Below are 22,477 nucleotides of genomic sequence, written 5' to 3'. Positions count from 1 at the left end.
CCTCGATGCATGAGAAAGGCCTTCGCAGACACTGCGAAGGCCATGATGTCGTTATCGCGCATCAACCAGAAAGGTCGAATGTTGCTTACAAACGTTTTATCATAACACCTCGGTAGGAAATTAAGCCTTATGGCACCTACTGTCTACGGTATGCGTATTCGAATTTAGTTCCGTTCTTCTTAGCGATAAACCGCTGTAGAAACACGAGCGCCAGGGCCCATTGTTGAAGAAACGGCGATGTTTTTCAGGTAAATACCTTTTGCAGCAGCCGGTTTAGCACGGTTAAGTGCATCGATCAATGATTTGAGGTTCTCGTTGAGTTTCTCAGCATCAAATGATACTTTACCGATTGGAGCATGGATTTGACCTGCTTTATCAAGACGGTATTCAATCTTACCGGCTTTAATTTCTTGAACGGCTTTAGCAACGTCAAACGTTACTGTTCCTGCTTTAGGGTTAGGCATCAAACCTTTACCGCCGAGGATACGTCCAAGTTTACCAACTTCAGCCATCATGTCCGGCGTTGCTACGCAAACGTCGAATTCGAACCAGCCTTGTTGGATTTTGTTAATCATGTCTGCATCGCCGACAAAATCAGCACCCGCAGCTTCCGCTTCTTTCACTTTTTCGCCTTTTGCGAAAACGAGAACGCGTTTTGTTTTACCAGTTCCGTGTGGTAGTACAACTACGCCACGAACGGCTTGGTCTTGTTTACGCGGGTCAACACCCAAACGAACTGCTACTTCAACGGACTCGTCGAATTTAGCTGTCGCTGCCTTTTTCACAAGCTCGATCGCTTCCAAAGGCTCGTATGTTGCTTCGCTGTCAATAAGCTTAACAGCTTCTAGATATTTTTTACCTTGTTTAGCCATTGTAATTTCCTCCTTATGTGGTTGTAGCGGAAAATCCTCCTAAGGATGATCCTCCCACTCGCGAAAGCCGAAGCTTCGCAAAGCAAGCTACCTCGCGGTATTAGTCAACAATAGTTACGCCCATGCTGCGAGCAGTACCTTCAACCATACGCATTGCTGCTTCAACAGAAGCCGCGTTAAGATCCGGCATTTTTTGCTCAGCGATTTCGCGAACTTTGTCACGTTTCACAGTAGCGACCTTTTTCTTGTTCGGTTCGCCTGAACCTTTTTCGATACCAGCTGCGACACGTAGCAATACTGCTGCCGGTGGCGTTTTTGTTTCGAAAGTAAAAGAACGGTCTTCGAACACTGTAATAACGACTGGAATAATCAAGCCTGCTTGATCTGCTGTACGAGCATTAAACTCTTTACAAAACGCCATAATGTTAACGCCTGCTTGACCAAGTGCTGGACCGATCGGCGGCGCTGGGTTTGCTTTACCTGCAGGAACTTGCAGTTTGACCATCTTGATGACTTTCTTTGCCATGACGGACACCTCCTAACCCTTTATTCCATGCGTAAATAGCATATGCCACTTTAGAAGAGGCATTGCCACTTCGCGTCCAAACCTCCACCGGTTTAACCCAGGTGGGCTTTAGAAACCAGATATTATATCTTCTCCACTTGAGTGTAATCCAGCTCCAGTGGGGTCTCCCTGCCAAACATGTTTACATGAACCTTCAACTTCGCTTTGTCCAGTAAAATTTCTTCTACTGTACCAACAAAATCTGCGAAAGGACCTACTTTGACGCGAACCGTTTCCTTCAGATCGAACTCGATTTTCGGTTTTGGTTCTTCCATGCCCATGTGCTTGAGAATTTGCTCAACCTCATCAGGCAAAAGAGGAATCGGTTTTGAACCGGAACCTGTTGATCCTACGAATCCAGTTACGCCAGGCGTATTACGAACAACGTACCATGAATCGTCGGTTTGAACCATTTCCACAAGAACATAGCCGGGATAGACTTTACGTTGGACAGTCTTCTTCTTACCGTCCTTCTCTACCACTTCATCTTCCATAGGAACAAGCACACGAAAGATTTTGTCTTCCATGCCCATTGATTCAACACGGCGTTCCAAATTGGCTTTCACCTTGTTCTCATAACCTGAGTAGGTATGCACGACGTACCATCTTTTTTCCATCACAAATCCACCTTTGGACCCTTCTTAAACAATGAGTTCAACCAGAGACGAGATCCCGATGTCAAGAAGCCAGAAGTAAATCGTTACAAACGTGATCGTGAGCAAAACTACGATCGAATAGCTTGTCAACTCTTTACGGCTTGGCCAGCGAACCTTCTTAAGTTCCGCCCAGCTGTCGGCAAAAAAACTAAACGTTGTACCAAAGCTTTGCTTTAGTTTAGCCAAAAATGCCACGTTCACACCTCCAATTGACTATCTCGTCTCGCGATGAGGAGTCTGCTCGTTACAGAACTTGCAAAACTTCTTCAACTCGATGCGGTCGGGGTGATTGCGTTTGTTCTTGCTGCTCGCATAGTTTCTCTGTTTGCAGTTTGTGCATGCCAACGTGATAATTACCCGCATTGAATTACACCTCCCGAACTGCTACAAAATACGAATCATGAAGCTCTATTTGGAAGTTCATTGATTCCAACGCCAAAACGAAAAAAAACCTCGATTTTAGGCCTACCTAAACACTTTATCATACAGCAATTTTGATGTCAATGTAAAAGATAAGTGTCAAGCCTGCGAAAAACTGGTAATCACAAGAGCATCGGGCTCGTTTCTACCATTATAGTCTACTTAAGCCCATTTAAAACAGAAAGGACCTATATTCCACCTGGACACCGCCAGATGGAAGACAGCCCTCATTAATGACGATTTACGTATGAATGCGTTTAACCGCTAATGTCTCTGACTTCCAAGTAACGTTCAAGCTTGCGCTTTACCCTTTGAAGCGCGTTGTCTATGGATTTCACATGCCTATCCAAGTCGACGGCAATTTCCTGATACGATCTTCCGTCCAAATAAAGCATAAGAACCTTACGTTCAAGATCGCTTAATATTTCGGACATCTTATCTTCTAGGCCAACGAATTCTTCTTGATTGATAATTAGCTCTTCAGGATCAGATACTCGCGTTCCACAAATGACATCAAGCAGCGTGCGATCCGAATCTTCATCATAAATAGGCTTATCGAGCGATACGTAGGAATTAAGCGGGATGTGTTTCTGACGCGTGGCTGTTTTGATGGCGGTAATAATTTGCCTAGTTATACACAATTCTGCAAAGGCCTTGAAGCTAGCTAGCTTGTCCCCTTTAAAATCACGAATTGCTTTGTATAGACCAATCATACCCTCCTGCACGATATCTTCACGATCCGCACCGATAAGAAAATACGAGCGCGCTTTGGCTCTCACAAAATTCTTATACTTATTAATCAAATATTCCAACGCTATGCTGTCGCCATTGCGGACCGCTTCGACGATTTCCTCGTCCGTACTGCTGTCATACTCGAGCGTACTCCATTCTTTGAGGTCGATACTCACGAACTATCCCTCCGGCCTGCAAGGCGTACACCGCTAGATTCATATTCAAGCAAACCTATCCTGCTACTCCCAAACACATGGGCTCAACAGCGATTTGCATCAAAAGATAAGAATGTACACTGTCTAAAATCAACACGTTCTTATCGCTAATATTAGAGCCAGTATACATTATGTAACCTTCCACCGTCAACCAATCAGGGGTCCGAAAGCTATCGTTTTACTAGCAATTTTGTAACTTTGTGGAACATACTGAAACATTATGCCCTACTCTAGCAGCAATAAAAAACATCTATTTCCTTTATTTCTCTCCGCGCCGAAGCTTCTCTAGCTGGCTGCGGACTTCGAGACTGACGATCCCGTCTACCGAATTACGTTTTCCAGGCTTATCCTCGCGTAGTGATTGCTCAATATTTTTACGGTTTTGGCCAATATCAATAAGGAGCTCGCGGGCAGAGACGCGTAGTGCGCCCTTGCCGAAGGCAACATGCTGCTCCACTAGATCAGATGTCGCAACATATATGTTCCTGCGGCGAACGTAAAGCTCCGAGCAAAGGCGTTCGATGCATTCATCCGCTGTTTCTTTTTCCTTCGTGTAAACGATCATCAGCTTATGATGCCGATAAGTAGCACCTAGACCCGGAACCTGATGCGCATCAAACACGACGTAAACCTGCATGCCTGTGAAACCTTGATAATCTGCCATCATATCCAGCAGCTTATCCCGGGCTTCCTCCAAATCATACTCCTTCAGCTTCTCCAGAACCGGCCAAGCACCAATCATGTTATAACCGTCGACTAATAAAATATCGTCGCGCCGGTTCATAACCTAAATGCTCCGGCGCTGACGCACGACCTCATACATAAGAACGCCTGCGGCAACAGAAGCGTTCAGTGAGTTCAATTGGCCAAGCATCGGCAATTTCACGAGAAAATCACATTTTTCCTTAATGAGTCTTCCCATTCCTTTACTTTCATTACCGATTACAACGACTAGCGGCATATCGAATTTCATTTTATAAACATCCTGCGTAGCACTTAGGTCTGTTCCCGCTACCCATACGCCCGCTTCCTTTAACTTATCAATGGTTTGCGCGAGGTTCGTCACGCGTGCAACAGGCACATGCTCCGCTGCTCCCGCCGATGTCTTAAGAACGGTCGCCGTTAATCCGGCGGAACGTCTTTTTGGAATAATAACGCCATGAACGCCCGTGCATTCAGCCGTACGCAAAATCGAGCCTAGATTATGCGGGTCTTCGATCTCATCCAGCAGCAATATAAAAGGGAGCTCGTCCTTCTGCTTCGCACGCTCGAGAATCTCCTCTACCTCCACATAAGCGAAGGCCGCCGCCTGAGCAACAACCCCCTGATGTGTAACTCCCGGAGTCAGGCTGTCCAGTTTTCTCTTATCCACAAACTGCACGACGATACCGAATTTTTTGGCTTCTGCGACAATCGGCTGAGTCAACGTCTTCTGTGCGCCGTCAGCAATCCAAATCTTATTAATTTCACGGCCGGAACGCAACGCTTCCAGCACCGGGTGTTTACCGGCAATCATCTCATCTTGAACGGTTTCTTCAGTCATCGGTTACCCTCCTCATATGGTTTTCCTATACAAAATGGCTGTTAAAGCCTTATAGATCTTCTTTCTTCCCGATCGCGATCGAAAATAGTTCATGTATGCGATTTATTCGGCCTTCGTAATAGAGATAGCCGACTAAACTCTCCAAAGCAGTTGCAAGACGGTAATCGGCAAGGTCTGCATTTTTGGGAGGAGCGCCTGATTTAGAATTGCGTCCGCGGCGGACAATGTCCGCCTCCTCCTCCGTCAAATGCGGCTGCCAAAGATCCAGCGTTCTTTTTTGTCCCTTTGCTGAAACGAACTTCGTCGCTTCGCGGTGGATATGATGGGACTTCTGGTTTGGAAGCGAAATTAAATATTGCCTTACAAGAAGCTCAAACACCGCGTCTCCCATATAAGCCAGAATAACGGGATTCATCAGCTGCGGTGATTTGGAGGGAGGATGGAATAGCAGCATGTTCGTATCGTTTCGCTCGCTCATTTGCGCCGCCAACGGATACCTTGCGGCGTATCCTCGAGCACGATATTCAATTCCGTAAGCAGGTCACGTATTTCATCGGCTCTCGCCCAGTTTTTGGACGCCCGCGCTTCTGTCCGCTCCACAATAAGCTGTTCAATATCCGCATCCAACAGCTCAGCGCCGGCTTCCTGCGGAAGCAATCCCAGCACGGCATCCATACGCTCTAGAAGCGTCAGCAATGCGTGAATGCCGCTATGGGCCGCATCGGCACGGTTGAGATATTGATTTGCCTCGCCCACTAAATCGAATACAGAGGTAATCGCATCCGGCGTGTTGAAATCATCGCTCATTTTCGCATGAAATTGCTCATGTATAGCTTTAAGTTTCGCATCCAACGCCTCATCTCCGGATGAAACAAGACCATTCTCGCTTTCAACGGCTTCAGAAAAATCAGCTTTAGCCGCGGAAAGCCTATGCTTGAGATTGGCCGCGCAGTTAGCAATCCGCTCAACGCTATTCTCCGCTTGGGCAACCGTATCATCGCTGAAATTAAGCGGGCTTCGATAATGAGTGGATAGCATAAAGTAGCGGATAGCATGCGGCTTAACCCGCTTCACCAGTTCATGAACCGTAATGCCGTTGCCGAGCGATTTAGACATTTTTTCGTTGTTGATATGGATATAGCCGTTATGCATCCAGTAGTTCGCAAGCGGCTTGCCTGTCAGCGCTTCGGATTGTGCCACTTCGCATTCATGATGCGGAAATTGCAAATCATGTCCGCCGCCATGGATATCAAGCGTATCGCCAAGATATGTGCGGGCCATAGCCGAGCACTCGATATGCCATCCAGGGCGTCCATCGCCAAAAGGGCTTTCCCATTTAATTTCTCCCGGCTTCGCGCCTTTCCATAAGACAAAGTCCTGTTGATTCTCTTTGCGGTCGCCAATCTCAACCCGAATACCGAACTGCAGCTCTTCGATATTCTGATGAGAGAGCTTACCGTAATCCGAGAATGCAGCCGTACGGTAATAAACATCGCCATCGCTCATATAAGCATAGCCTTTGTCTATTAGCCCTTGAATAAACGTAATAATCTGCGGAATATGCTCCGTAACGCGCGGATTCAGCGTCGCCTTATGAACACCAAGCGCTTCGATATCTGCATAAAATGCCTCAATAAACGTTTCCGCTACTTCCGGTACGGTCGTACCAAGCTGCTCGGCTTTGCGAATAAGCTTATCGTCAACATCCGTAAAGTTAACGACATATTGAACCTCGTTCCCTATATCCTCTAAATAACGACGAACGACGTCAAAGAAAATAACCGGACGCGCATTGCCGATATGAATGTAATCATAGACCGTTGGTCCGCAAACATACATTTTCACTTTGCCCGGCTCTTGCACTGTAAAAGGCTCCTTCAGCCTTGACACCGTATTATAAATAGATACTGTCATTTTCTTATTTCTCCTCCAGCTACAGGTTTCCGAAGCTGCTTCAGTTCGGTTTTCAAATCATCAATTTCCTTCTGCATCGTGCGAAACATTTCGATGACCGGGTCAGGAAGCTGCGTATGATCCAGCCGGTCGCCAACCCGCTCCCCGTTTCGTTTCACGACACGACCCGGATTTCCGACAACCGTGCAATTCGTCGGCACTTCCCGAAGCACAACAGCATTCGATCCAATATTGGAAAACTCGCCTACTTGAAAGGAACCCAGCACCTTCGCTCCTGAGCCAATAACAACATTATTGCCAATTGTCGGGTGACGCTTACCTTTTTCTTTTCCGGTACCGCCTAAAGTGACGCCTTGATAAATAACGACGTCATCACCGATTTCGCAGGTTTCACCAATGACTACGCCCATGCCGTGATCGATAAACAACCGATCGCCGATCTGTGCGCCCGGGTGTATCTCAATGCCCGTCATAAACCGGCTCACCTGAGAGATCATGCGCGCTACCGTAAACCAGCCTCTGCGGTATAAAGGATGAGCAATGCGGTGTGCCCATATGGCATGCAAACCTGAATAGGTGAACACAACCTCAAAACGGCTGCGTGCAGCCGGATCATTCTCAAATACCGCCTGGATGTCCGATCGAAAATGACGAAACATAAGCAATGCTCCTTATCATACACTCATAATTTTCTAAACAAGCGTAAACGGCTGCAGCCGCCCTTTGGCGGAAAAAGCTCGTTTCGCGAAAATATATAAGCACACTTATTAGTGACAACTAACTTATAAATTCTTATATATAAAAAAAGCCTCCGCAGCATATTATGCTGCAGAGGCGTGTAATCTCGCGGTTCCACTCTGCTTGAACGAACCAGGCAGCTACCAGCTGTCGATTGTTCATCTCATCGTCTTTAACGCAGACGACACGTTGCTGCCTACCTTGCCCAGCACAATGTACGCTCTTGGTCACATGAATGATACAGCGTCTCCGCCTAATCCATATGGTTGTGCATTACATGCTGAAGCAGCTCGGAACAAAGCTCCCAGGTGCATATTTCCGTTCGGCGGACCAGACAACTTTCAGCCCCATTCTGTCTCTTTTGCCACACCATAATGTGACGCCGATTCGAATGACGGTTGTCCTCTCTGCGAATCCACAAGCAAACGTACTTCTCCTGTTCATGGCCGTTCAATTCATTCACTTATAAGTCATAGTATACCGAATACCCAAAATTGTGACAAGGGTATTATGTTTCTCAAATAGTCGAGTGCAGAAAAGCTACACCGTTTTGCCGGCTAAGCGATCACGGAGACGCTTTATCACTTTTTCTTTGCCGAGCAGAGCAAGTGACTGGTTGAGGTCCGGACCATGTGTTTGTCCAGTAAGCGCTGCACGAATCGGCATAAAGAGCTGCTTCCCTTTGAAGCCTGTTTCTTTCTGCACTGCCTTAATCATCTCTTTGATCCCATCAACCTGAAACGGCGTTTCGCCCGCTTCAACAAGAGTTAAAAAGGCTTGAAGCACGGTTGGAACCTGCTCCTCGGCAAGCACTGCGACAGCCTCTTCCTCATCCACTACGGTATCTCGGAAGAAAAGCTCAGTCATAGGCACGATATCCGAAGCAGAGCGCAGCTTGTCCTGATGCAGCGCCACAAGATCCGTCACCCAAGCTCTGCCTTCCGCGTCAAGGTCGCCAGCTGTACGGCCGGCACGCTGCAAATGCGGTAAACATAGGTCAACCACCCGCTCCAAATCCGCTTTTTTCAAATATTCATTGTTCATCCAGCTCAGCTTCTGCGTATCAAATACAGCAGGACTTTTACTTAGGCGCTCCGGATTAAATACTGACACCAGCTCTTCACGCGTAAATATCTCTTGCTCGCCTTCCGGCGACCAACCAAGCAGCGTAATAAAGTTGAACATGGCTTCTGGCAAATAGCCTAGTTCATCGTACTGTGAGATGAACTGGATGATAGACTCGTCGCGTTTGCTTAGCTTTTTGCGCTGCTCATTCACGATCAGCGTCATATGGCCAAATTGCGGCGGCTCCCATCCTAGTGCTTCATAAATCATCAGCTGGCGAGGCGTATTCGAGATATGGTCTTCTCCGCGCAATACATGGCTGATTTTCATCAAATAATCATCCAGCACAACCGCAAAGTTATACGTTGGGATACCGTCTTTCTTAACAATTACGAAATCACCCATCTCGGCGGTATCGAAGCTGATCGAACCTTTAACGATATCGTCAAAAGCATAAGTACGGCCTTCCGGGACACGAAAACGAATACTCGGCACGCGTCCTTCTGCTTCGAAAGCTTGACGCTGCTCCTCTGTCAGATCGCGGTGCCATCCGGAGTAACGCGGGGTTTCTCCACGCTCTGTTTGCTCTTCCCGCTCCTGCTCCAGCTCTTCCTCCGAGCAATAGCAGCGATAAGCAAGACCACGGTCGAGAAGCTCTTGCCAATATTTTTTGTAAATATCAAGACGCTCGGTCTGGCGGTAAGGCCCGTATCCGCCTCCGATATCGATGCTTTCATCCCAATCGATGCCAAGCCATTTCAAGTATTTTAGCTGGCTCTCTTCTCCGCCCGCAACATTGCGCTTCACGTCTGTATCTTCGATTCGAATGATGAATTTACCGCCTTGATTTCTTGCATACAAATAATTGAATAAGGCCGTTCTTGCATTCCCTATATGTAAATGACCCGTCGGAGATGGGGCATAACGAACTCGAACTTCTGCTGTCATTTCAATATACCTCCTAAAAGTTTTGCGAAGCAAAAGCTAGCTTCGTAAGCAATAAATCCGATCATATCACATCCATGATTAGACAAACAACGGATTGCGCCGCAATTCCTTCGCCGCGTCCCGTGAATCCAAGCTGCTCGGTGGTTGTCGCTTTTACGTTCACCTGTGTGATGTCAGCCTCAAGTGCCTTGGCAATGATTTCGGCCATTTGCGGAATATAAGGCAGCATTTTCGGTTTCTGTGCAATGATAGTGGAATCAATGTTGCCAAGCTTATAACCGCGCTCGCGTACAAGCTTCCATACCTCTTCTAGCAGCTTTAAGCTGTCTGCGTCCTTATATGCGGCATCCGTATCAGGAAAATGTTTGCCAATATCACCAAGTCCCAGAGCACCCAGAATCGCATCTGTTATCGCATGCAGCAGCACATCCGCGTCTGAATGACCGAGCAGGCCCTTCTCATAAGGAATCGTTACCCCCCCGATAATACAGGGACGTCCTTCTACCAACTGATGCACATCAAATCCTTGTCCAACTCGAATCATCCTTGCTCACCGTTCCCCTCTGCCATGTCGGCACGACGCTTCGCAAGCAGAAATTCCGCCCACGGTAAATCTTCAGGCGTCGTAATTTTAATATTGGTATATTCGCCTTCCGCAACAGTGACGTTTGCGCCTAAACGCTCGACAACCATCGCGTCATCCGTTCCGATGAACTGCTCTTCGAGCGCGCGTTCATGCGCTTCCAGCAGCAGGACACGTCGAAAAGCTTGCGGCGTTTGTATCGCCCACAAGCTTCGGCGGTCCGGTGTCGAAACGATCACACCCGCTTCATTTACTTGTTTAATCGTATCTTTAACTGGAACGGCTAACACGGAAGCACCGCTTTGTTCAGCCTGCTTGCAGCAAGCACGTACAGCATCCGCAGTTACCAGCGGCCGCACCCCGTCATGGACCATCACCCAGTCTGTTGACAGCTGCTGCAGCCCGCAATATACGGAATGCTGGCGTTCTTTACCCCCGGCTACAACAGCCGTTACCTTTGAAATTCCATATTGCGTCACCCAATTACGGCAGCGCTCCACATCGTCGCTACCAACGACCAGTACCGCTTCCTTGACCGAATCCATCGACTGAAACAGCTCTAGCGTATGAACAAGTATGGGCTTGTCCCCCAGCTGCAAATATTGCTTGCTTTCCTTCGTCCCCATCCGCGTGCCTCGTCCGGCCGCTACGATGATAACTCCCCAATCTGCTCCCATGCCTTCAACCCGCCTCACACTGTGTTAAAAAATAAGCGCTTATAAGATTCACTCTCATTATAGGCTTATTTTTCACCGCGAAACGAGCTTTTGCCGCTACAGAGCGGCGTTAGCCGTTTGCGCTCGAACAATAGTACTATCATACCTTGTTACAGCGCTTTTTCCAACAGCTTCGGCTTTGCAAAAATCATTCGGCCCGCAGAGGTTTGTAATACGCTCGTTACGAGCACCTCCATTGTTGTTCCAATATATTCGCGACCGCCCTCAACGACAATCATCGTTCCGTCATCCAAATAGGCGACGCCTTGGCCATGCTCTTTGCCGTCTTTTATCACTTGTACGATAATTTCTTCTCCAGGCAAGACAACTGGCTTAACCGCATTTGCCAAGTCATTGATATTGAGCACCGAGACACCTTGCAGCTCGCAAACTTTGTTTAAATTAAAATCATTCGTAACAACCTTGCCGTGAAGCGCCTTAGCGAGCTTCACAAGCTTGCTGTCCACTTCGCCGATTTCTTCGAAATCACCTTCGTAAATAAGAACCTTCACATCAAGCTCTTTTTGAATTTTGTTCAAAATATCGAGCCCGCGGCGTCCCCTATTGCGCTTCAGCAAATCAGATGAATCTGCAATGTGTTGAAGCTCCTCAAGCACGAACTCCGGAATGACAAGCGTACCTTCAATAAAACCAGTTTTGCAGATGTCTGCAATCCGTCCATCGATTATAACGCTCGTATCGAGTATCTTATGCTCTTCATAGCCGCCCGCTTCATCAGCAGCCGGTGCGATTCTGCGCTTCTCCAGCAAGGCAGCAAAGCCTTCTGCCAGCTCTTGCTGCTTATGCAAACCAATACGCATGCCCAAATATCCGAAACATACCATCATAGCAGCAGGAATAAGGCTCCCTATCCCCTCTAAGCCAGATACAGCGGGATAGATCAAAACAGTAAGCAATAAACCTGCAAGAAGTCCTCCTGCCCCGGCAATGAGCTGCTGCATCGGCAGTGCTGCAGTCTGCTCCGCACCCTTCTGCATAAAACGGATGATTTGTCCTGCTAACATCGTTGCCACAACCACACCAAAAACCGCGCCAATTGCTACATTCATGTAATAAGTGCCGGATCGCTGTAGCATGCCGAAGGATGAGCCTGACCATACGGCCGCTCCATTTATCCATCCATATACTTCACCGCCTGCCATACCACCGAACAACATTCCCATTAGTTGAATTATTCGTCTAACCATTATGGTTCACCTCCACTACAATTATGTTCCAATAATTGCCTTGCTAACCGTGGGTGACCCTATTAATTGCAAACATTTATAAATTTTAATAATTCACATTTTGTAAACGGACGGGATGAAGCTTATAATGGAAATTAAGATAACAACAAAAGAGGTGGGTGAAAGAGGTGGAACCGATGAGCGCTCCTACACTGGATCAATTTCAGCAGCAAGTATCCGAATTGCTGCTTCGTCACCGCAGTTTGTTAGATGTAATGTCCAAATTCGGACAGTCGGGTGCTTCTGTTAATCGCGCAGTCACGAAAGCAGTAACTGATTGCGGCTGTATCGAATTAAATGCCCGCAAGCAGCAATACTCGGATGACCTGAATCTCGAAAATGCCAAAACGACGCTGCAAAGTCATCTCACCGGAGCCGTGTGCGAGCATTGTCGCGACGCGCTTAAGAACGATCTGGGCCGCAACCTGTTTTACATGACTGCTTTATGTAATCTTCTCAATATTCAACTGGACGAAGTGATTGCGGATGAATACGACAAATGCTCGACTCTAGGTCTGTTTAATTTAACGTAGAATAAAACTATTGTAATCAACATGAAGCTTAGAGGAGTTCGTCTCCTCTAAGCTTCTTTTATTTCAGGCCTATTTCACTTTGTTATGTTATGAATGCAGCTGAAGTACAATGCGATTTCATCCTAGGGTAATTGCATTACCAGATCTACGATAGCAGCGTCAAATGGTGTGTTTCGGTTTCGATACAGTTCTGCGTAATCGGCTATATCTAACAGACTAGATCGAAAGGTTCTTTTTACCTGGACAACTACGACAAACGTTGTTAATATGGTATTATTGTCATATAATAGCAAGTGGAAAATTAGTTTTTGTGTCTTATTTTGTCGTATAACTGTTATTATGCGACTTTCATTTTATAAATATTATATTGTTTTCTTATTTGAATTTAAAACCGCTTATAACAAGCAATAATCTAAATAATAAACAAAAAATAACGAGTCTAAACACATTTAGTTGTGCTTAGACTCGTTATTTTTGTATTGCATATTCAATATCAGCATGTCACGCCGGCTTCTCTGATTGAACTGTATCGTCCACAATCTCGTCGTGTTTCTTGCGTTTCCGATTCCGCTTTGGCAATCGGCGATCAACGTTTTTTTTTAGGCCGTACAGCGCATATAACAGCAGCGGTACAAACAATATTTTGGAAAGTTCATTTTTGAAAAATAAGCCAAGTACCACGGCAACAACGATGACAATTGGTACAACCCAAATCGCACTCTTCGGAATACCGACTTTCTTAAAGTTTGGATATTTGATCGTACTGACCATTAGCAATGAAAGAACAACCGTGCTCGTAAGCAGCACCGATACGTAAATATCATCTTTGAACAATGCGAGCGTGGCTAGCACACCGCCGGCAGCTGGTATCGGAAGACCGATAAAGTACCCTGGTGCACTTGAAATGACATTGAAGCGAGCAAGCCGTAATGCCCCGCATATGGGAAACAACGCCGTAACGATCCAAGCAAAGGCTGGATTAAGATCCTGAAAAGCGACCACATACATAATAAAAGCCGGTGCTACGCCAAACGAAATCACATCGGATAACGAGTCAAGCTCCTTACCGAATTCACTTTGAACGTTCAGCGCCCGAGCAACGCGTCCGTCTACACCGTCAAGCAGCATGGCGATTAACACCATCATAGCCGCTGTATCTGGTTTTTCGTTGAATACAAGAATGATGGCGATTACTCCTAAGAATAAGTTCCCCACCGTGAGAAGGCTCGGTATCGATTTTGCGATCATCTTTTCCACCTCTTCTCTACTATGCCCCAAAACCCTTAACGAATGTATATCCGCGTTAAAGGACCACATTCAATCCATTGTATGGGATTTAGATTTGCCTGTCAATGAACATCTGCTCCTGGATCCGTTTGAGACCTTCCTTAATGGCCCGTGCCCGTACCTCGCCAATGCCTTCAACTTCATCCAATTCTTCGATCGTCGCCATCAGAATATGAGGCAAACGTCCAAAACGCTCGATCAAATTATTCATAATAATTAGCGGCAATCTCGGAATTTTGTTAAGCAGACGGTAGCCGCGGGGGGAAACCGATTCATCGCTCATATTACTCGTATGTGGGTATCCGATTAGACGGATGATCGGCGGCGCGTCAAGCAGCTCTTCTGAGCTCAGCTTTTTCAGGCCCGCCCGAATTTCCCGAATCTTCTCATCCGAATTCTCTTTTGCATAATCCTTAAGTAAGTACCAAGCATCCTCTTCGACACCGCCCACCAATTCATCCATTTGCATGCTGATGAGGCGGCCTTCCGTACCCAGCTCGTTCACATAACGTTTAATTTCCATCTTGATGCGCAGCACCATCTCAACACGTTGGATAACATGGGCTACTTCCTGAAGGGTAACAAGCTCCTCAAACTCAAGCGCTGACAAATTCGTAAACGATTGGCTTAGCACTGCTTTATATTTCTCGAGCGTTTGGATCGCTTGATTCGCTTTCGTCAAAATTACGCCCATATCCTTCAGTGAATAACGAAGGTTGCCTTGGTACAGCGTGATAATGTTGCGTCGCTGTGAGATGGAAACGACCAGCTTTCCGGTTTGCTTCGCTACACGCTCCGCCGTACGGTGACGTATACCTGTTTCAATCGACGGGATAGAGCTGTTCGGAATAAGCTGCGTATTCGCATACAATATCCGGCGCATATCCTCGCTCAAAATAATCGCGCCATCCATTTTTGCAAGCTCATATAAATAGTTGGGCGAGAAGTCGCAATTAATGGAGAATCCTCCATCCACAACCTCCATCACCTCTGGACTGTAGCCCACTACAAGCAAAGCCCCCGTTTTCGCCCGAAGCACATTTTCAAGCCCATCACGAAAAGGGGTACCTGGTGCGACTAATTGCAATAATTGATTCATAATTTCAAGCTGAGTAGGTTCCTTCATCGTCTGCCCCCCTATCCAAGCGCAGCCTTAAGTGCTTCCGACACTGTGGTTACGCCAATGATTTCTATGCCTGCGGGCGGCTTCCACCCTTTTAAGCTTTTTTCCGGCATAATAACTCGTTTGAATCCTAATTTCTCCGCTTCTTTCACCCGCTGCTCCGCTCGCGACACCGCACGAACCTCTCCTGTCAGCCCCACCTCGCCAAAAATAACGTCGTAGGGCTTCGTCGGCGCATCCCGAAAGCTGGAGGCAATACTGACCGCGGCAGCAAGGTCGACTGCCGGCTCATCAAGCTTCACGCCTCCCGCTACGTTCAAGTAAGCATCCTGCGTTTGTAGAAACATGCCGTTTCGTTTCTCCAATACCGCAATGATAAGCGCCATCCGGTTGTGGTCAATACCGGTGGACATTCTTCTTGGTGAAGGGAAGTTGGTTGTAGCCACAAGCGCTTGAAGCTCTACAAGCACAGGCCTCGTGCCCTCCATGCTAGCGACAACCGTCGAACCGGAAACGCCAAGCGGACGCTCAGATAAAAACAATTCAGAAGGATTGGAAACCTCCCGCAAGCCATCCTCGCCCATCTCAAAAATACCGATTTCATTCGTCGATCCAAAGCGGTTTTTTACTGCGCGTAAAATCCGGTACGTATGATGACGCTCCCCTTCAAAATAAAGGACACAGTCCACCATATGCTCAAGCAGCCTAGGCCCGGCAATTGCTCCTTCTTTCGTGACATGCCCGACCAGCACCGTTGCGATCCCTTTAATTTTGGCAACTCTCATAAAATGCGCCGTACACTCGCGAACCTGCGACACACTGCCGGGAGCTGATTGAACATTAGGATCATAAACGGTTTGAATCGAGTCGATGACGAGAAAATCCGGCTGTACCGATTCAATCGCATCGTTAATTTGCTCCATATTGGTCTCGCATAATACATACAGCGATTCCGTCAGAGCGCCGAGGCGGTCCGCCCGAAGCCTCGTTTGCCGCACTGACTCCTCCCCGGAAATATAGAGAACCTTCAGCCCTTTCACCGCTAGGGCATGAGAGGTTTGAAGCAGCAGCGTCGATTTCCCGATACCGGGGTCCCCGCCTACAAGGATAAGCGAGCCAGGAACGACGCCTCCGCCGAGCACACGATTAAGCTCAAGCATTCTCGTCTCAATACGAGGCTCTTGCCCACTTTCTATATGTATGATGGACTGCGGCTTTTCTTTCGCATGAAACGAAGACAATCCGACGCCCTTCGTCTTCACAACCGTTTCTTTCTCTTCCACCATTGAATTCCAAGCATGGCAACCAGGGCATTTCCCCAGCCATTTTGCCGATTCGGTACCGCATTCCGTACAAACAAACTTCGATTTTATTTTGGCCATTCTGTACTCCTTAAACGTTATGGGCTAGCAAAAATAGATGAAGCCATCCCTAGCGATTATGCTTAAAATGACACTACATAAAGTTTACCATTTTATCCCCCATCTATAAACCCACATTGTGAATGAAAAAAGACGATACCCTTACTATTATTCGTTTCCCACAGCTAAACCTATCCATTTCATTTCCCATCATAGTTATCCACAGATTTGCCAACAACTTATCAACATTATCCACAAGTCATCAACATATCCCCACAATCTGTTTATTCGAAATCAACAAAAAAACGCTCCCGTTATCCACTGTGGATAAGAGAGCGTGCGGTTTACCCTTCTATTCCGGCCTGGCGGGCGACTAAAACGCGATGCGTGGACAACTGCGAGCCGAGCATTACGCTTTCCGTTTGCTGACCCTCTGCGCCCGGCTGCTGTCCGCCTCTATGAGCATGCGCCTGCCGGAAGGAATCACTGTTTACCCATCCTTCAAACGAAGCTTTATCTTCCCATGTCGTGCTGACCTTAAGCTCGTCAATTTCCTCTAACCCTTCTGTAAACAATACCTCCATGCGGATAAAGCCTGGAGATAAATCAATACCTTTCGAGTTTTGAAAACGCTTGGCTACCGTCTCCCCGTGACCCTTTTTCACCTTAATTGTATTAGTAACAACTATCATCGTTGTTCCTCCCATTCTATGTAATGCTATCCCCTCATTATACGATAATGATTCTCATTGTTAATTATTTGCGATAATAAAAACTGTCCCGCAAACAGCTTATCTGGTTGCGGGACAGTTAGATATTATCGTTTATTTCGTTGTCGATTCTTCAGGCTCTTGTTCTGGGATGGACTTGCTGACCGTTAAGCCGCCATCTTTTTCGTCAATGGTGAACGTGTCGCCTTTTTGGATTTTACCCATAAGCAAATCTTCGGACAGACGGTCCTCGATATGCTTTTGGATCGCCCGGCGAAGCGGACGCGCTCCGTATTGCGGATCGTAGCCTTCCTTAGCAAGGAACGCTTTTGCTGCATCCGTTAGTACGAAATCAACCTCCTGCTCACGTAGACGCTTGCGGAGCTCCTCCGACATCAACGTAACGATTCGGGCAATATGCTCTTCGCCAAGCGAATGGAACACGATGCTCTCATCAATACGGTTCAAGAACTCTGGACGGAAGCTTTTCTTGAGCTCAGCCATAACTTTGTCCTTCATTTGCAGGAAGTCGCGCCCTGCATCTTGAACGGCAGTAAAGCCAAGGGAAGAATTCTTTTTGATTTGATCGGCTCCGACATTGGAAGTCATAATGATCAACGTATTGCGGAAATCAACAACGCGTCCTTTCGAATCGGTTAAACGACCATCCTCAAGCACTTGAAGCAAGATATTGAACACTTCTGGATGTGCTTTCTCGATCTCATCGAGCAGGACTACGGAATAAGGCTTGCGGCGTACTTTCTCCGTCAGTTGTCCGCCTTCTTCATAGCCGACATAGCCCGGAGGCGCTCCGACTAGACGTGAAGTCGAATGCTTCTCCATGTATTCCGACATGTCAATGCGGATAACCGCGTTCTCATCGCCAAACATCGCTTCAGCAAGCGCTCTTGCCAGCTCTGTCTTACCAACGCCCGTTGGCCCTAAGAAAATGAATGAACCGATTGGACGCTTCGGATCCTTGAGGCCGGCACGCGCGCGGCGAATCGCTCTCGATACCGATTTGACTGCGTCTTCCTGTCCGATAATACGGTCATGAAGAATATCTTCCATTTTCAACAGACGCTCGGTCTCACCTTCAGCCATTTTACTTACCGGAATTCCCGTCCAGCTGGCTACAACCTGAGCGATATCCTCTGGGGTTACTTCGGAATCCGTACGTCCTTGTTTTTCTTTCCACTGGTTTTTGGTTATGTCGAGCTCTTCGCGAATTTTTTGCTCTGTGTCTCGAAGGGCTGCCGCTTTCTCGAATTCTTGGCTCTGAACCGCTGCATCCTTCTCCTTGCGGATATCCTCCAGACGATTCTCAAGCTGCTTCAAATTCGGCGGTACCGTGTAAGAATGCAAGCGTACCTTCGATCCTGCTTCATCGATAAGATCGATGGCTTTATCCGGCAAGAACCGATCTGGAATGTAACGATCAGAAAGTTTAACTGCCTGCACAATTGCTTCATCCGTAATTTTCACACGGTGATGAGCTTCGTAACGATCACGTAAGCCGTACAAAATTTGAATGGCTTCTTCAGGAGACGGTTGATCGACCGTAATCGGCTGAAAGCGGCGCTCAAGCGCTGCATCCTTCTCGATGTATTTACGGTACTCATCCAGTGTCGTAGCCCCGATGCACTGAAGCTCGCCGCGTGCTAAAGACGGCTTCAAAATATTCGATGCATCAATCGCGCCTTCTGCTCCGCCAGCACCGATCAGTGTATGAAGCTCATCAATGAATAGAATGATATTGCCTGCTTGGCGAATCTCATCCATGATCTTTTTCAGACGGTCCTCGAACTCGCCGCGGTATTTCGTACCCGCAACCACAGACCCCATATCCAGCGTCATTACTCGTTTATCGCGCAAAGTTTCAGGAATTTCATTTTCGATAATTTTTTGAGCAAGGCCTTCGGCAATCGCTGTTTTACCTACGCCAGGCTCCCCGATTAGCACGGGATTGTTTTTGGTCCGACGGCTTAGCACTTGAATAACGCGCTCGATTTCTTTGCTGCGTCCAATAACAGGGTCGAGATTTCCTTCTTTCGCATAAGCAGTCAAGTCTCTTGCAAGACCGTCAAGCGTAGGCGTACTTACATTAGTCGGCGAACCGTGGTTGCTTGATACGGCTTCGCTGCTTCCTAGCAGCTGCAGCACCTGTTGGCGCGCCTTATTGAGGCTAATACCAAGATTGTTAAGCACGCGTGCCGCAACGCCTTCACCTTCGCGGATCAGTCCAAGCAATATATGCTCTGTACCAACATACGTATGTCCTAGCTTTCTGGCTTCATCCATCGAAAGCTCGATCACTTTTTTTGCACGAGGCGTATAAGCGATGTTATTCGGCTGCTCTTGACCGCGGCCGATTAAAGCTTCAACCTCATCTTGAATTTTTTCAAGCCCAAGACCTAACCCGATCAATGCTTTAGCCGCTATTCCTTCCCCTTCGCGAATAAGGCCAAGCAAAATGTGCTCTGTTCCTATATTGTTATGTCCGAGACGAACCGCTTCCTCTTGCGCCAATGCAAGCACCTTCTGTGCTCGCTCCGTAAATCTTCCAAACATCATATTTACGCACCCCCATGGCCTTTTTCACCACGCAATTGCTTGCGTATGAGTTCTGCTCTCCTAAAATCCCTCTGCTCTGGACTCATCTTCTCATCGAAGGTTTGTTGCAAAAATCCAGGCTGAGTCATTACCAAAAGCTCATTCAACACTTGCGGCGTTACATCAGATAAAATACCGAGGTCCGCGCCAAGCCGCACATCCGATAAACGCTGTGCCGCTTCCTTGGAGTCCATGATCTGTGCATAAGATAAAATCCCGTATGATCGCTTTATCCGATCCTCCGTTCTCAGCCTTGAATCATGCATGAGGCGCTTACGCGCTGCTTTCTCATGCTCGATAATTTGTCTTGCTACACTGTACAAATTGTCTATGATTTCTTTCTCGGATTGACCAAGCGTAATTTGGTTTGACACTTGAAACAAGTTGCCAAGCGCCTCACTGCCCTCGCCATACAATCCTCTTACCGCTAAACCCACCTGCGTGACTGCTGATAATATGCGATTGATCTGCGACGTAAGCACAAGCGCCGGTAAATGCATCATAACCGAAGCCCGTATACCTGTGCCAACATTAGTTGGACAAGTCGTTAGATAACCGCGTTTTTCATCAAAAGCATAATCGGCAGATTCCTCAAAAATATCGTCAATTCCGCTAGCCAATGCCCATGCCTCTTGGATTTGAAAACCAGGATACAAACATTGAATGCGCAAATGATCTTCTTCGTTAATCATTATGCTAACAGATTCATTATCGCTTAAAATAACGGCCCCGCATCGCGATTCGTTCGCTAAATTGGGACTGATCAAATGCTTTTCAACAAGCACCCTTTTATCAAGCTCGCTCAAATCTGACAAAACAATGGTTTCAAATGAACCCATGGGCTGCAGCTTACCGCTTTGGCTCACTTCAGTCAACTGATCCATGACATCCTTAGATTGCTGATTCGTTGCAAGCAACGGAAAAGGCTGATGACGTAAATTACGCGCTACTCGCACTCTGCTGCTTATGACAATTTCGGATTCCGGGCCTGTGTCCTTCATCCATTCGCTAAGCGCATGCTGTGAGAATCGATGCTTAGTCAAGAGGTACATTCACTCCTTCTATACCAGCCTACAGGTCTGCAATTTTACGTTCTAATTCACGTATTCGATCACGCAGCTGAGCCGCGCTTTCAAACTCCTCTTGATCAATCTTCTCTTGCAGATTCCGCCTTAGCTGTTCGATTTCGCGCTTGCACTGGATTTGTCCACCTGAGCGCTTCGGTATCTTACCGCTGTGTACAGTACTGCTGTGAACCCGTTTGAGAAGCGGATCAAGCTTAGCTTCAAAAGCCTGATAACAGGAGCTGCAGCCGAATCGACCAATCTTGCTGAACTGTGTATAGGTAAGTCCGCATTCCTCGCAGCGCAGCGCAGGCTCCTTCATACCGGCAATTCCCGAACCGCCTAATTGCTCAAAATCAAGAAGTCCTGACAATAAGCTATGAATGGAAAAACTATTCGGCGCACCAGGAATACCTTCGCCTTTCTCACGAGCACAGCTTTCACAGATGTGAAATTCGGTTTTCTCGCCATTGATGATTTTTGTAAAATGAAGCGTAGCGGGCTTTTTACCGCATTCTTGGCAAAACAAGCCTGATCCCTCCTCCCGGTATAAACGGCTGCTCGTTATTTAACCAGCAATGAGATAAGCATGGACCTGAGCAATCGAGCTCGGAGTTCATCTCTGAGCGGCAGCTTAAGCGCTATCGTATCGCGATGTACCGCTGCTCGAAGCAGGTTCCCCTCACGTTTCGTGATAAGCCTCGCTTCCTCCAGCTGATAAATAAGTCCTTCCGCCGCACTTTGGTCGACACATTCTCCTACCGTTTCTTCGATGTGGAATTGAATCGCCTTCAGTGCCGGAAGATCAATCCGTTGTATTCGGATATAGCCTCCGCCTCCGCGCTTACTTTCAACCATGTATCCTTTCTCCATGGTAAATCGAGTACTGATGACATAGTTGATTTGCGAAGGTACACAAGAAAATTTGTCAGCCAAGTCATTGCGCTGAATTTCTACTGCGCCCTCTGGACTGTCCTGCAGCATGTGCTTAAGATACTGTTCGATGAGATCGGAAATGTTACGCAAACCACCAACCTCCCTGAGAAATAACCAATAAAACGAAAGTTGAAACAATAGATCATTGAAGTCCAAGCAGCCAATTTCATCATACACCGAATATTCGAACAACTGACTTTGACTTTCTTTGACTTTGATTTTATTATATGCAATTTTGGAAAAAGGTCAAGTGCTCATTAAAATTCATTTTTATATTAGCTTGGTGCGGTAACCCGCTGTTTATACATGGACTTCGTTATTATGAAGATAAAACGTTGATACGCTTCGCTCGAAGGCCAAAGTTTGGCTGAATAATAATAAATAATTTTTGTACTCAAACCTTTTTTTAAAATTTCTTAGTTTTTGGCGAAGCATGTCTTATGTATAGTAAGAGGTTATAGAGATTGTATGAAGCTCAAGTCCTATTTACTCTAAGTTTACCGACTGTAAAAACAACAAAAAACCTATCGCATCACATGCGATAGGTCTCTCGTGCTTGGCGACGTCCTACTCTCCCAAGACCCTGCGGTCTAAGTACCATTGGCGCTGGAGGGCTTAACGGTCGTGTTCGGTATG

At 47.0% G+C, this 22,477-nt stretch carries 24 protein-coding genes, 1 rRNA gene and 1 other annotated feature; of the genes, 1 reads left to right on the top strand and 24 read right to left on the bottom strand.

The features are described 5' to 3' along the window. Positions 1-2 precede the first annotated feature (2 nt). Positions 3-167, bottom strand: a sequence feature (ribosomal protein L10 leader region). A gap of 12 nt (positions 168-179) precedes the next feature. From rplA to RCO25_RS25220, 15 genes are all read right to left on the bottom strand, one after another. After that, positions 180-872, bottom strand: a complete 693-nt coding sequence (rplA, locus tag RCO25_RS25290) for a 50S ribosomal protein L1 (RefSeq protein ID WP_308998880.1) — start codon at positions 870-872, stop codon at positions 180-182. A 100-nt stretch (positions 873-972) separates the two neighbouring features. Beyond that, positions 973-1,398: a 50S ribosomal protein L11 gene (gene rplK / locus RCO25_RS25285; protein ID WP_028609671.1), complete on the bottom strand. Its 426-nt coding sequence runs from the start codon at positions 1,396-1,398 to the stop codon at positions 973-975. A 122-nt stretch (positions 1,399-1,520) separates the two neighbouring features. After that, on the bottom strand, positions 1,521-2,054 hold the full coding sequence (nusG, locus tag RCO25_RS25280; RefSeq protein WP_053373884.1) for a transcription termination/antitermination protein NusG: 534 nt from the start codon (positions 2,052-2,054) through the stop codon (positions 1,521-1,523). Positions 2,055-2,078: 24 nt separating this feature from the next. After that, positions 2,079-2,288, bottom strand: a complete 210-nt coding sequence (secE, locus tag RCO25_RS25275; RefSeq protein WP_028609673.1) for a preprotein translocase subunit SecE — start codon at positions 2,286-2,288, stop codon at positions 2,079-2,081. Positions 2,289-2,306: 18 nt separating this feature from the next. Continuing rightward, positions 2,307-2,456 carry a 50S ribosomal protein L33 gene (gene rpmG, locus RCO25_RS25270; protein WP_015847242.1) on the bottom strand — a complete coding sequence of 50 codons (150 nt, stop codon included), beginning with the start codon at positions 2,454-2,456 and terminating at the stop codon, positions 2,307-2,309. A 314-nt stretch (positions 2,457-2,770) separates the two neighbouring features. Next, positions 2,771-3,421: an RNA polymerase sporulation sigma factor SigH gene (gene sigH, locus RCO25_RS25265; protein ID WP_308998879.1), complete on the bottom strand. Its 651-nt coding sequence runs from the start codon at positions 3,419-3,421 to the stop codon at positions 2,771-2,773. 298 nt (positions 3,422-3,719) lie between these two features. Continuing rightward, the gene (locus tag RCO25_RS25260; RefSeq protein WP_308998878.1) at positions 3,720-4,244 is read right to left on the bottom strand and encodes an NYN domain-containing protein; all 525 of its coding nucleotides are present in this window, start codon (positions 4,242-4,244) and stop codon (positions 3,720-3,722) included. Between the two features lie 3 nt (positions 4,245-4,247). Next, positions 4,248-5,003 carry a 23S rRNA (guanosine(2251)-2'-O)-methyltransferase RlmB gene (rlmB, locus tag RCO25_RS25255; protein ID WP_308998877.1) on the bottom strand — a complete coding sequence of 252 codons (756 nt, stop codon included), beginning with the start codon at positions 5,001-5,003 and terminating at the stop codon, positions 4,248-4,250. 49 nt (positions 5,004-5,052) lie between these two features. After that, positions 5,053-5,481 carry a Mini-ribonuclease 3 gene (locus RCO25_RS25250; RefSeq protein ID WP_308998876.1) on the bottom strand — a complete coding sequence of 143 codons (429 nt, stop codon included), beginning with the start codon at positions 5,479-5,481 and terminating at the stop codon, positions 5,053-5,055. Further along, positions 5,478-6,917, bottom strand: a complete 1,440-nt coding sequence (cysS, locus tag RCO25_RS25245; RefSeq protein ID WP_308998875.1) for a cysteine--tRNA ligase — start codon at positions 6,915-6,917, stop codon at positions 5,478-5,480. Before cysS ends, RCO25_RS25250 begins: the two co-directional genes overlap by 4 nt. After that, positions 6,914-7,576: a serine O-acetyltransferase gene (gene cysE, locus RCO25_RS25240; RefSeq protein ID WP_308998874.1), complete on the bottom strand. Its 663-nt coding sequence runs from the start codon at positions 7,574-7,576 to the stop codon at positions 6,914-6,916. Before cysE ends, cysS begins: the two co-directional genes overlap by 4 nt. 619 nt (positions 7,577-8,195) lie before the next feature. Then, complete coding sequence (gene gltX, locus RCO25_RS25235; RefSeq protein ID WP_308998873.1) at positions 8,196-9,668, bottom strand: glutamate--tRNA ligase; 1,473 nt, start codon at positions 9,666-9,668, stop codon at positions 8,196-8,198. Between the two features lie 61 nt (positions 9,669-9,729). Next, positions 9,730-10,212: a 2-C-methyl-D-erythritol 2,4-cyclodiphosphate synthase gene (gene ispF, locus RCO25_RS25230; RefSeq protein WP_308998872.1), complete on the bottom strand. Its 483-nt coding sequence runs from the start codon at positions 10,210-10,212 to the stop codon at positions 9,730-9,732. Continuing rightward, a complete protein-coding gene (gene ispD / locus RCO25_RS25225) occupies positions 10,209-10,928 on the bottom strand; it encodes a 2-C-methyl-D-erythritol 4-phosphate cytidylyltransferase (RefSeq protein ID WP_308998871.1) in 720 nt (239 codons plus the stop codon). The genes ispF and ispD overlap by 4 nt, the downstream gene beginning before the upstream one ends. Positions 10,929-11,077: 149 nt before the next feature. Then, positions 11,078-12,175, bottom strand: a complete 1,098-nt coding sequence (locus RCO25_RS25220; RefSeq protein WP_308998870.1) for a PIN/TRAM domain-containing protein — start codon at positions 12,173-12,175, stop codon at positions 11,078-11,080. 176 nt (positions 12,176-12,351) lie between these two features. On the opposite strand from RCO25_RS25220, the gene RCO25_RS25215 reads away from it, so the two are divergent. Beyond that, positions 12,352-12,747 (top strand): nucleoside triphosphate pyrophosphohydrolase family protein, encoded by a 396-nt coding sequence (locus RCO25_RS25215; protein ID WP_308998869.1) that lies wholly within the window; start codon positions 12,352-12,354, stop codon positions 12,745-12,747. Between the two features lie 501 nt (positions 12,748-13,248). On the opposite strand, the gene pssA is transcribed toward RCO25_RS25215, so the two are convergent. The 9 genes from pssA to rrf all read right to left on the bottom strand — a co-directional run. Then, entirely contained in the window at positions 13,249-13,995 is a 747-nt protein-coding gene (gene pssA / locus RCO25_RS25210; RefSeq protein ID WP_308998868.1) for a CDP-diacylglycerol--serine O-phosphatidyltransferase, read from the bottom strand. 88 nt (positions 13,996-14,083) lie between these two features. Further along, positions 14,084-15,160: a DNA integrity scanning diadenylate cyclase DisA gene (gene disA, locus RCO25_RS25205; protein WP_308998867.1), complete on the bottom strand. Its 1,077-nt coding sequence runs from the start codon at positions 15,158-15,160 to the stop codon at positions 14,084-14,086. Positions 15,161-15,171: 11 nt separating this feature from the next. Next, positions 15,172-16,539 carry a DNA repair protein RadA gene (gene radA, locus RCO25_RS25200; RefSeq protein ID WP_308998866.1) on the bottom strand — a complete coding sequence of 456 codons (1,368 nt, stop codon included), beginning with the start codon at positions 16,537-16,539 and terminating at the stop codon, positions 15,172-15,174. A 323-nt stretch (positions 16,540-16,862) separates the two neighbouring features. Beyond that, positions 16,863-17,210: an antibiotic biosynthesis monooxygenase gene (locus RCO25_RS25195; RefSeq protein ID WP_308998865.1), complete on the bottom strand. Its 348-nt coding sequence runs from the start codon at positions 17,208-17,210 to the stop codon at positions 16,863-16,865. A gap of 132 nt (positions 17,211-17,342) precedes the next feature. Further along, the gene (clpC, locus tag RCO25_RS25190) at positions 17,343-19,802 is read right to left on the bottom strand and encodes an ATP-dependent protease ATP-binding subunit ClpC (RefSeq protein WP_308998864.1); all 2,460 of its coding nucleotides are present in this window, start codon (positions 19,800-19,802) and stop codon (positions 17,343-17,345) included. A gap of 2 nt (positions 19,803-19,804) precedes the next feature. Beyond that, positions 19,805-20,893 carry a protein-arginine kinase McsB gene (gene mcsB, locus RCO25_RS25185; RefSeq protein ID WP_374992162.1) on the bottom strand — a complete coding sequence of 363 codons (1,089 nt, stop codon included), beginning with the start codon at positions 20,891-20,893 and terminating at the stop codon, positions 19,805-19,807. 19 nt (positions 20,894-20,912) lie between these two features. Next, complete coding sequence (gene mcsA / locus RCO25_RS25180; protein WP_308998862.1) at positions 20,913-21,434, bottom strand: protein-arginine kinase activator protein McsA; 522 nt, start codon at positions 21,432-21,434, stop codon at positions 20,913-20,915. A 35-nt stretch (positions 21,435-21,469) separates the two neighbouring features. Continuing rightward, complete coding sequence (locus RCO25_RS25175) at positions 21,470-21,931, bottom strand: CtsR family transcriptional regulator (protein ID WP_308998861.1); 462 nt, start codon at positions 21,929-21,931, stop codon at positions 21,470-21,472. Between the two features lie 464 nt (positions 21,932-22,395). Continuing rightward, positions 22,396-22,477: ribosomal RNA gene (gene rrf / locus RCO25_RS35150) — 5S ribosomal RNA — on the bottom strand; the annotation flags it as partial.

This window comes from Paenibacillus sp. LHD-38 (assembly GCF_031157315.1).
Lineage (GTDB): Bacteria > Bacillota > Bacilli > Paenibacillales > Paenibacillaceae > Pristimantibacillus.
Note: the sequence above shows the minus strand (reverse complement) of the source record. Positions and strands in the feature narration are given on the sequence as shown.

Coding starts and splice junctions, on each gene's coding strand:
- rplA (WP_308998880.1), bottom strand. CDS start 872: ATGGCTAAACAAGGTAAAAAATATCTAGAAGCTGTTAAGCTTATTGAC.
- rplK (WP_028609671.1), bottom strand. CDS start 1,398: ATGGCAAAGAAAGTCATCAAGATGGTCAAACTGCAAGTTCCTGCAGGT.
- nusG (WP_053373884.1), bottom strand. CDS start 2,054: ATGGAAAAAAGATGGTACGTCGTGCATACCTACTCAGGTTATGAGAAC.
- rpmG (WP_015847242.1), bottom strand. CDS start 2,456: ATGCGGGTAATTATCACGTTGGCATGCACAAACTGCAAACAGAGAAAC.
- RCO25_RS25260 (WP_308998878.1), bottom strand. CDS start 4,244: ATGAACCGGCGCGACGATATTTTATTAGTCGACGGTTATAACATGATT.
- rlmB (WP_308998877.1), bottom strand. CDS start 5,003: ATGACTGAAGAAACCGTTCAAGATGAGATGATTGCCGGTAAACACCCG.
- RCO25_RS25250 (WP_308998876.1), bottom strand. CDS start 5,481: ATGAGCGAGCGAAACGATACGAACATGCTGCTATTCCATCCTCCCTCC.
- cysS (WP_308998875.1), bottom strand. CDS start 6,917: ATGACAGTATCTATTTATAATACGGTGTCAAGGCTGAAGGAGCCTTTT.
- cysE (WP_308998874.1), bottom strand. CDS start 7,576: ATGTTTCGTCATTTTCGATCGGACATCCAGGCGGTATTTGAGAATGAT.
- gltX (WP_308998873.1), bottom strand. CDS start 9,668: ATGACAGCAGAAGTTCGAGTTCGTTATGCCCCATCTCCGACGGGTCAT.
- ispF (WP_308998872.1), bottom strand. CDS start 10,212: ATGATTCGAGTTGGACAAGGATTTGATGTGCATCAGTTGGTAGAAGGA.
- ispD (WP_308998871.1), bottom strand. CDS start 10,928: ATGGGAGCAGATTGGGGAGTTATCATCGTAGCGGCCGGACGAGGCACG.
- RCO25_RS25220 (WP_308998870.1), bottom strand. CDS start 12,175: ATGGTTAGACGAATAATTCAACTAATGGGAATGTTGTTCGGTGGTATG.
- RCO25_RS25215 (WP_308998869.1), top strand. CDS start 12,352: ATGAGCGCTCCTACACTGGATCAATTTCAGCAGCAAGTATCCGAATTG.
- pssA (WP_308998868.1), bottom strand. CDS start 13,995: ATGATCGCAAAATCGATACCGAGCCTTCTCACGGTGGGGAACTTATTC.
- disA (WP_308998867.1), bottom strand. CDS start 15,160: ATGAAGGAACCTACTCAGCTTGAAATTATGAATCAATTATTGCAATTA.
- radA (WP_308998866.1), bottom strand. CDS start 16,539: ATGGCCAAAATAAAATCGAAGTTTGTTTGTACGGAATGCGGTACCGAA.
- RCO25_RS25195 (WP_308998865.1), bottom strand. CDS start 17,210: ATGATAGTTGTTACTAATACAATTAAGGTGAAAAAGGGTCACGGGGAG.
- clpC (WP_308998864.1), bottom strand. CDS start 19,802: ATGATGTTTGGAAGATTTACGGAGCGAGCACAGAAGGTGCTTGCATTG.
- mcsB (WP_374992162.1), bottom strand. CDS start 20,893: ATGTACCTCTTGACTAAGCATCGATTCTCACAGCATGCGCTTAGCGAA.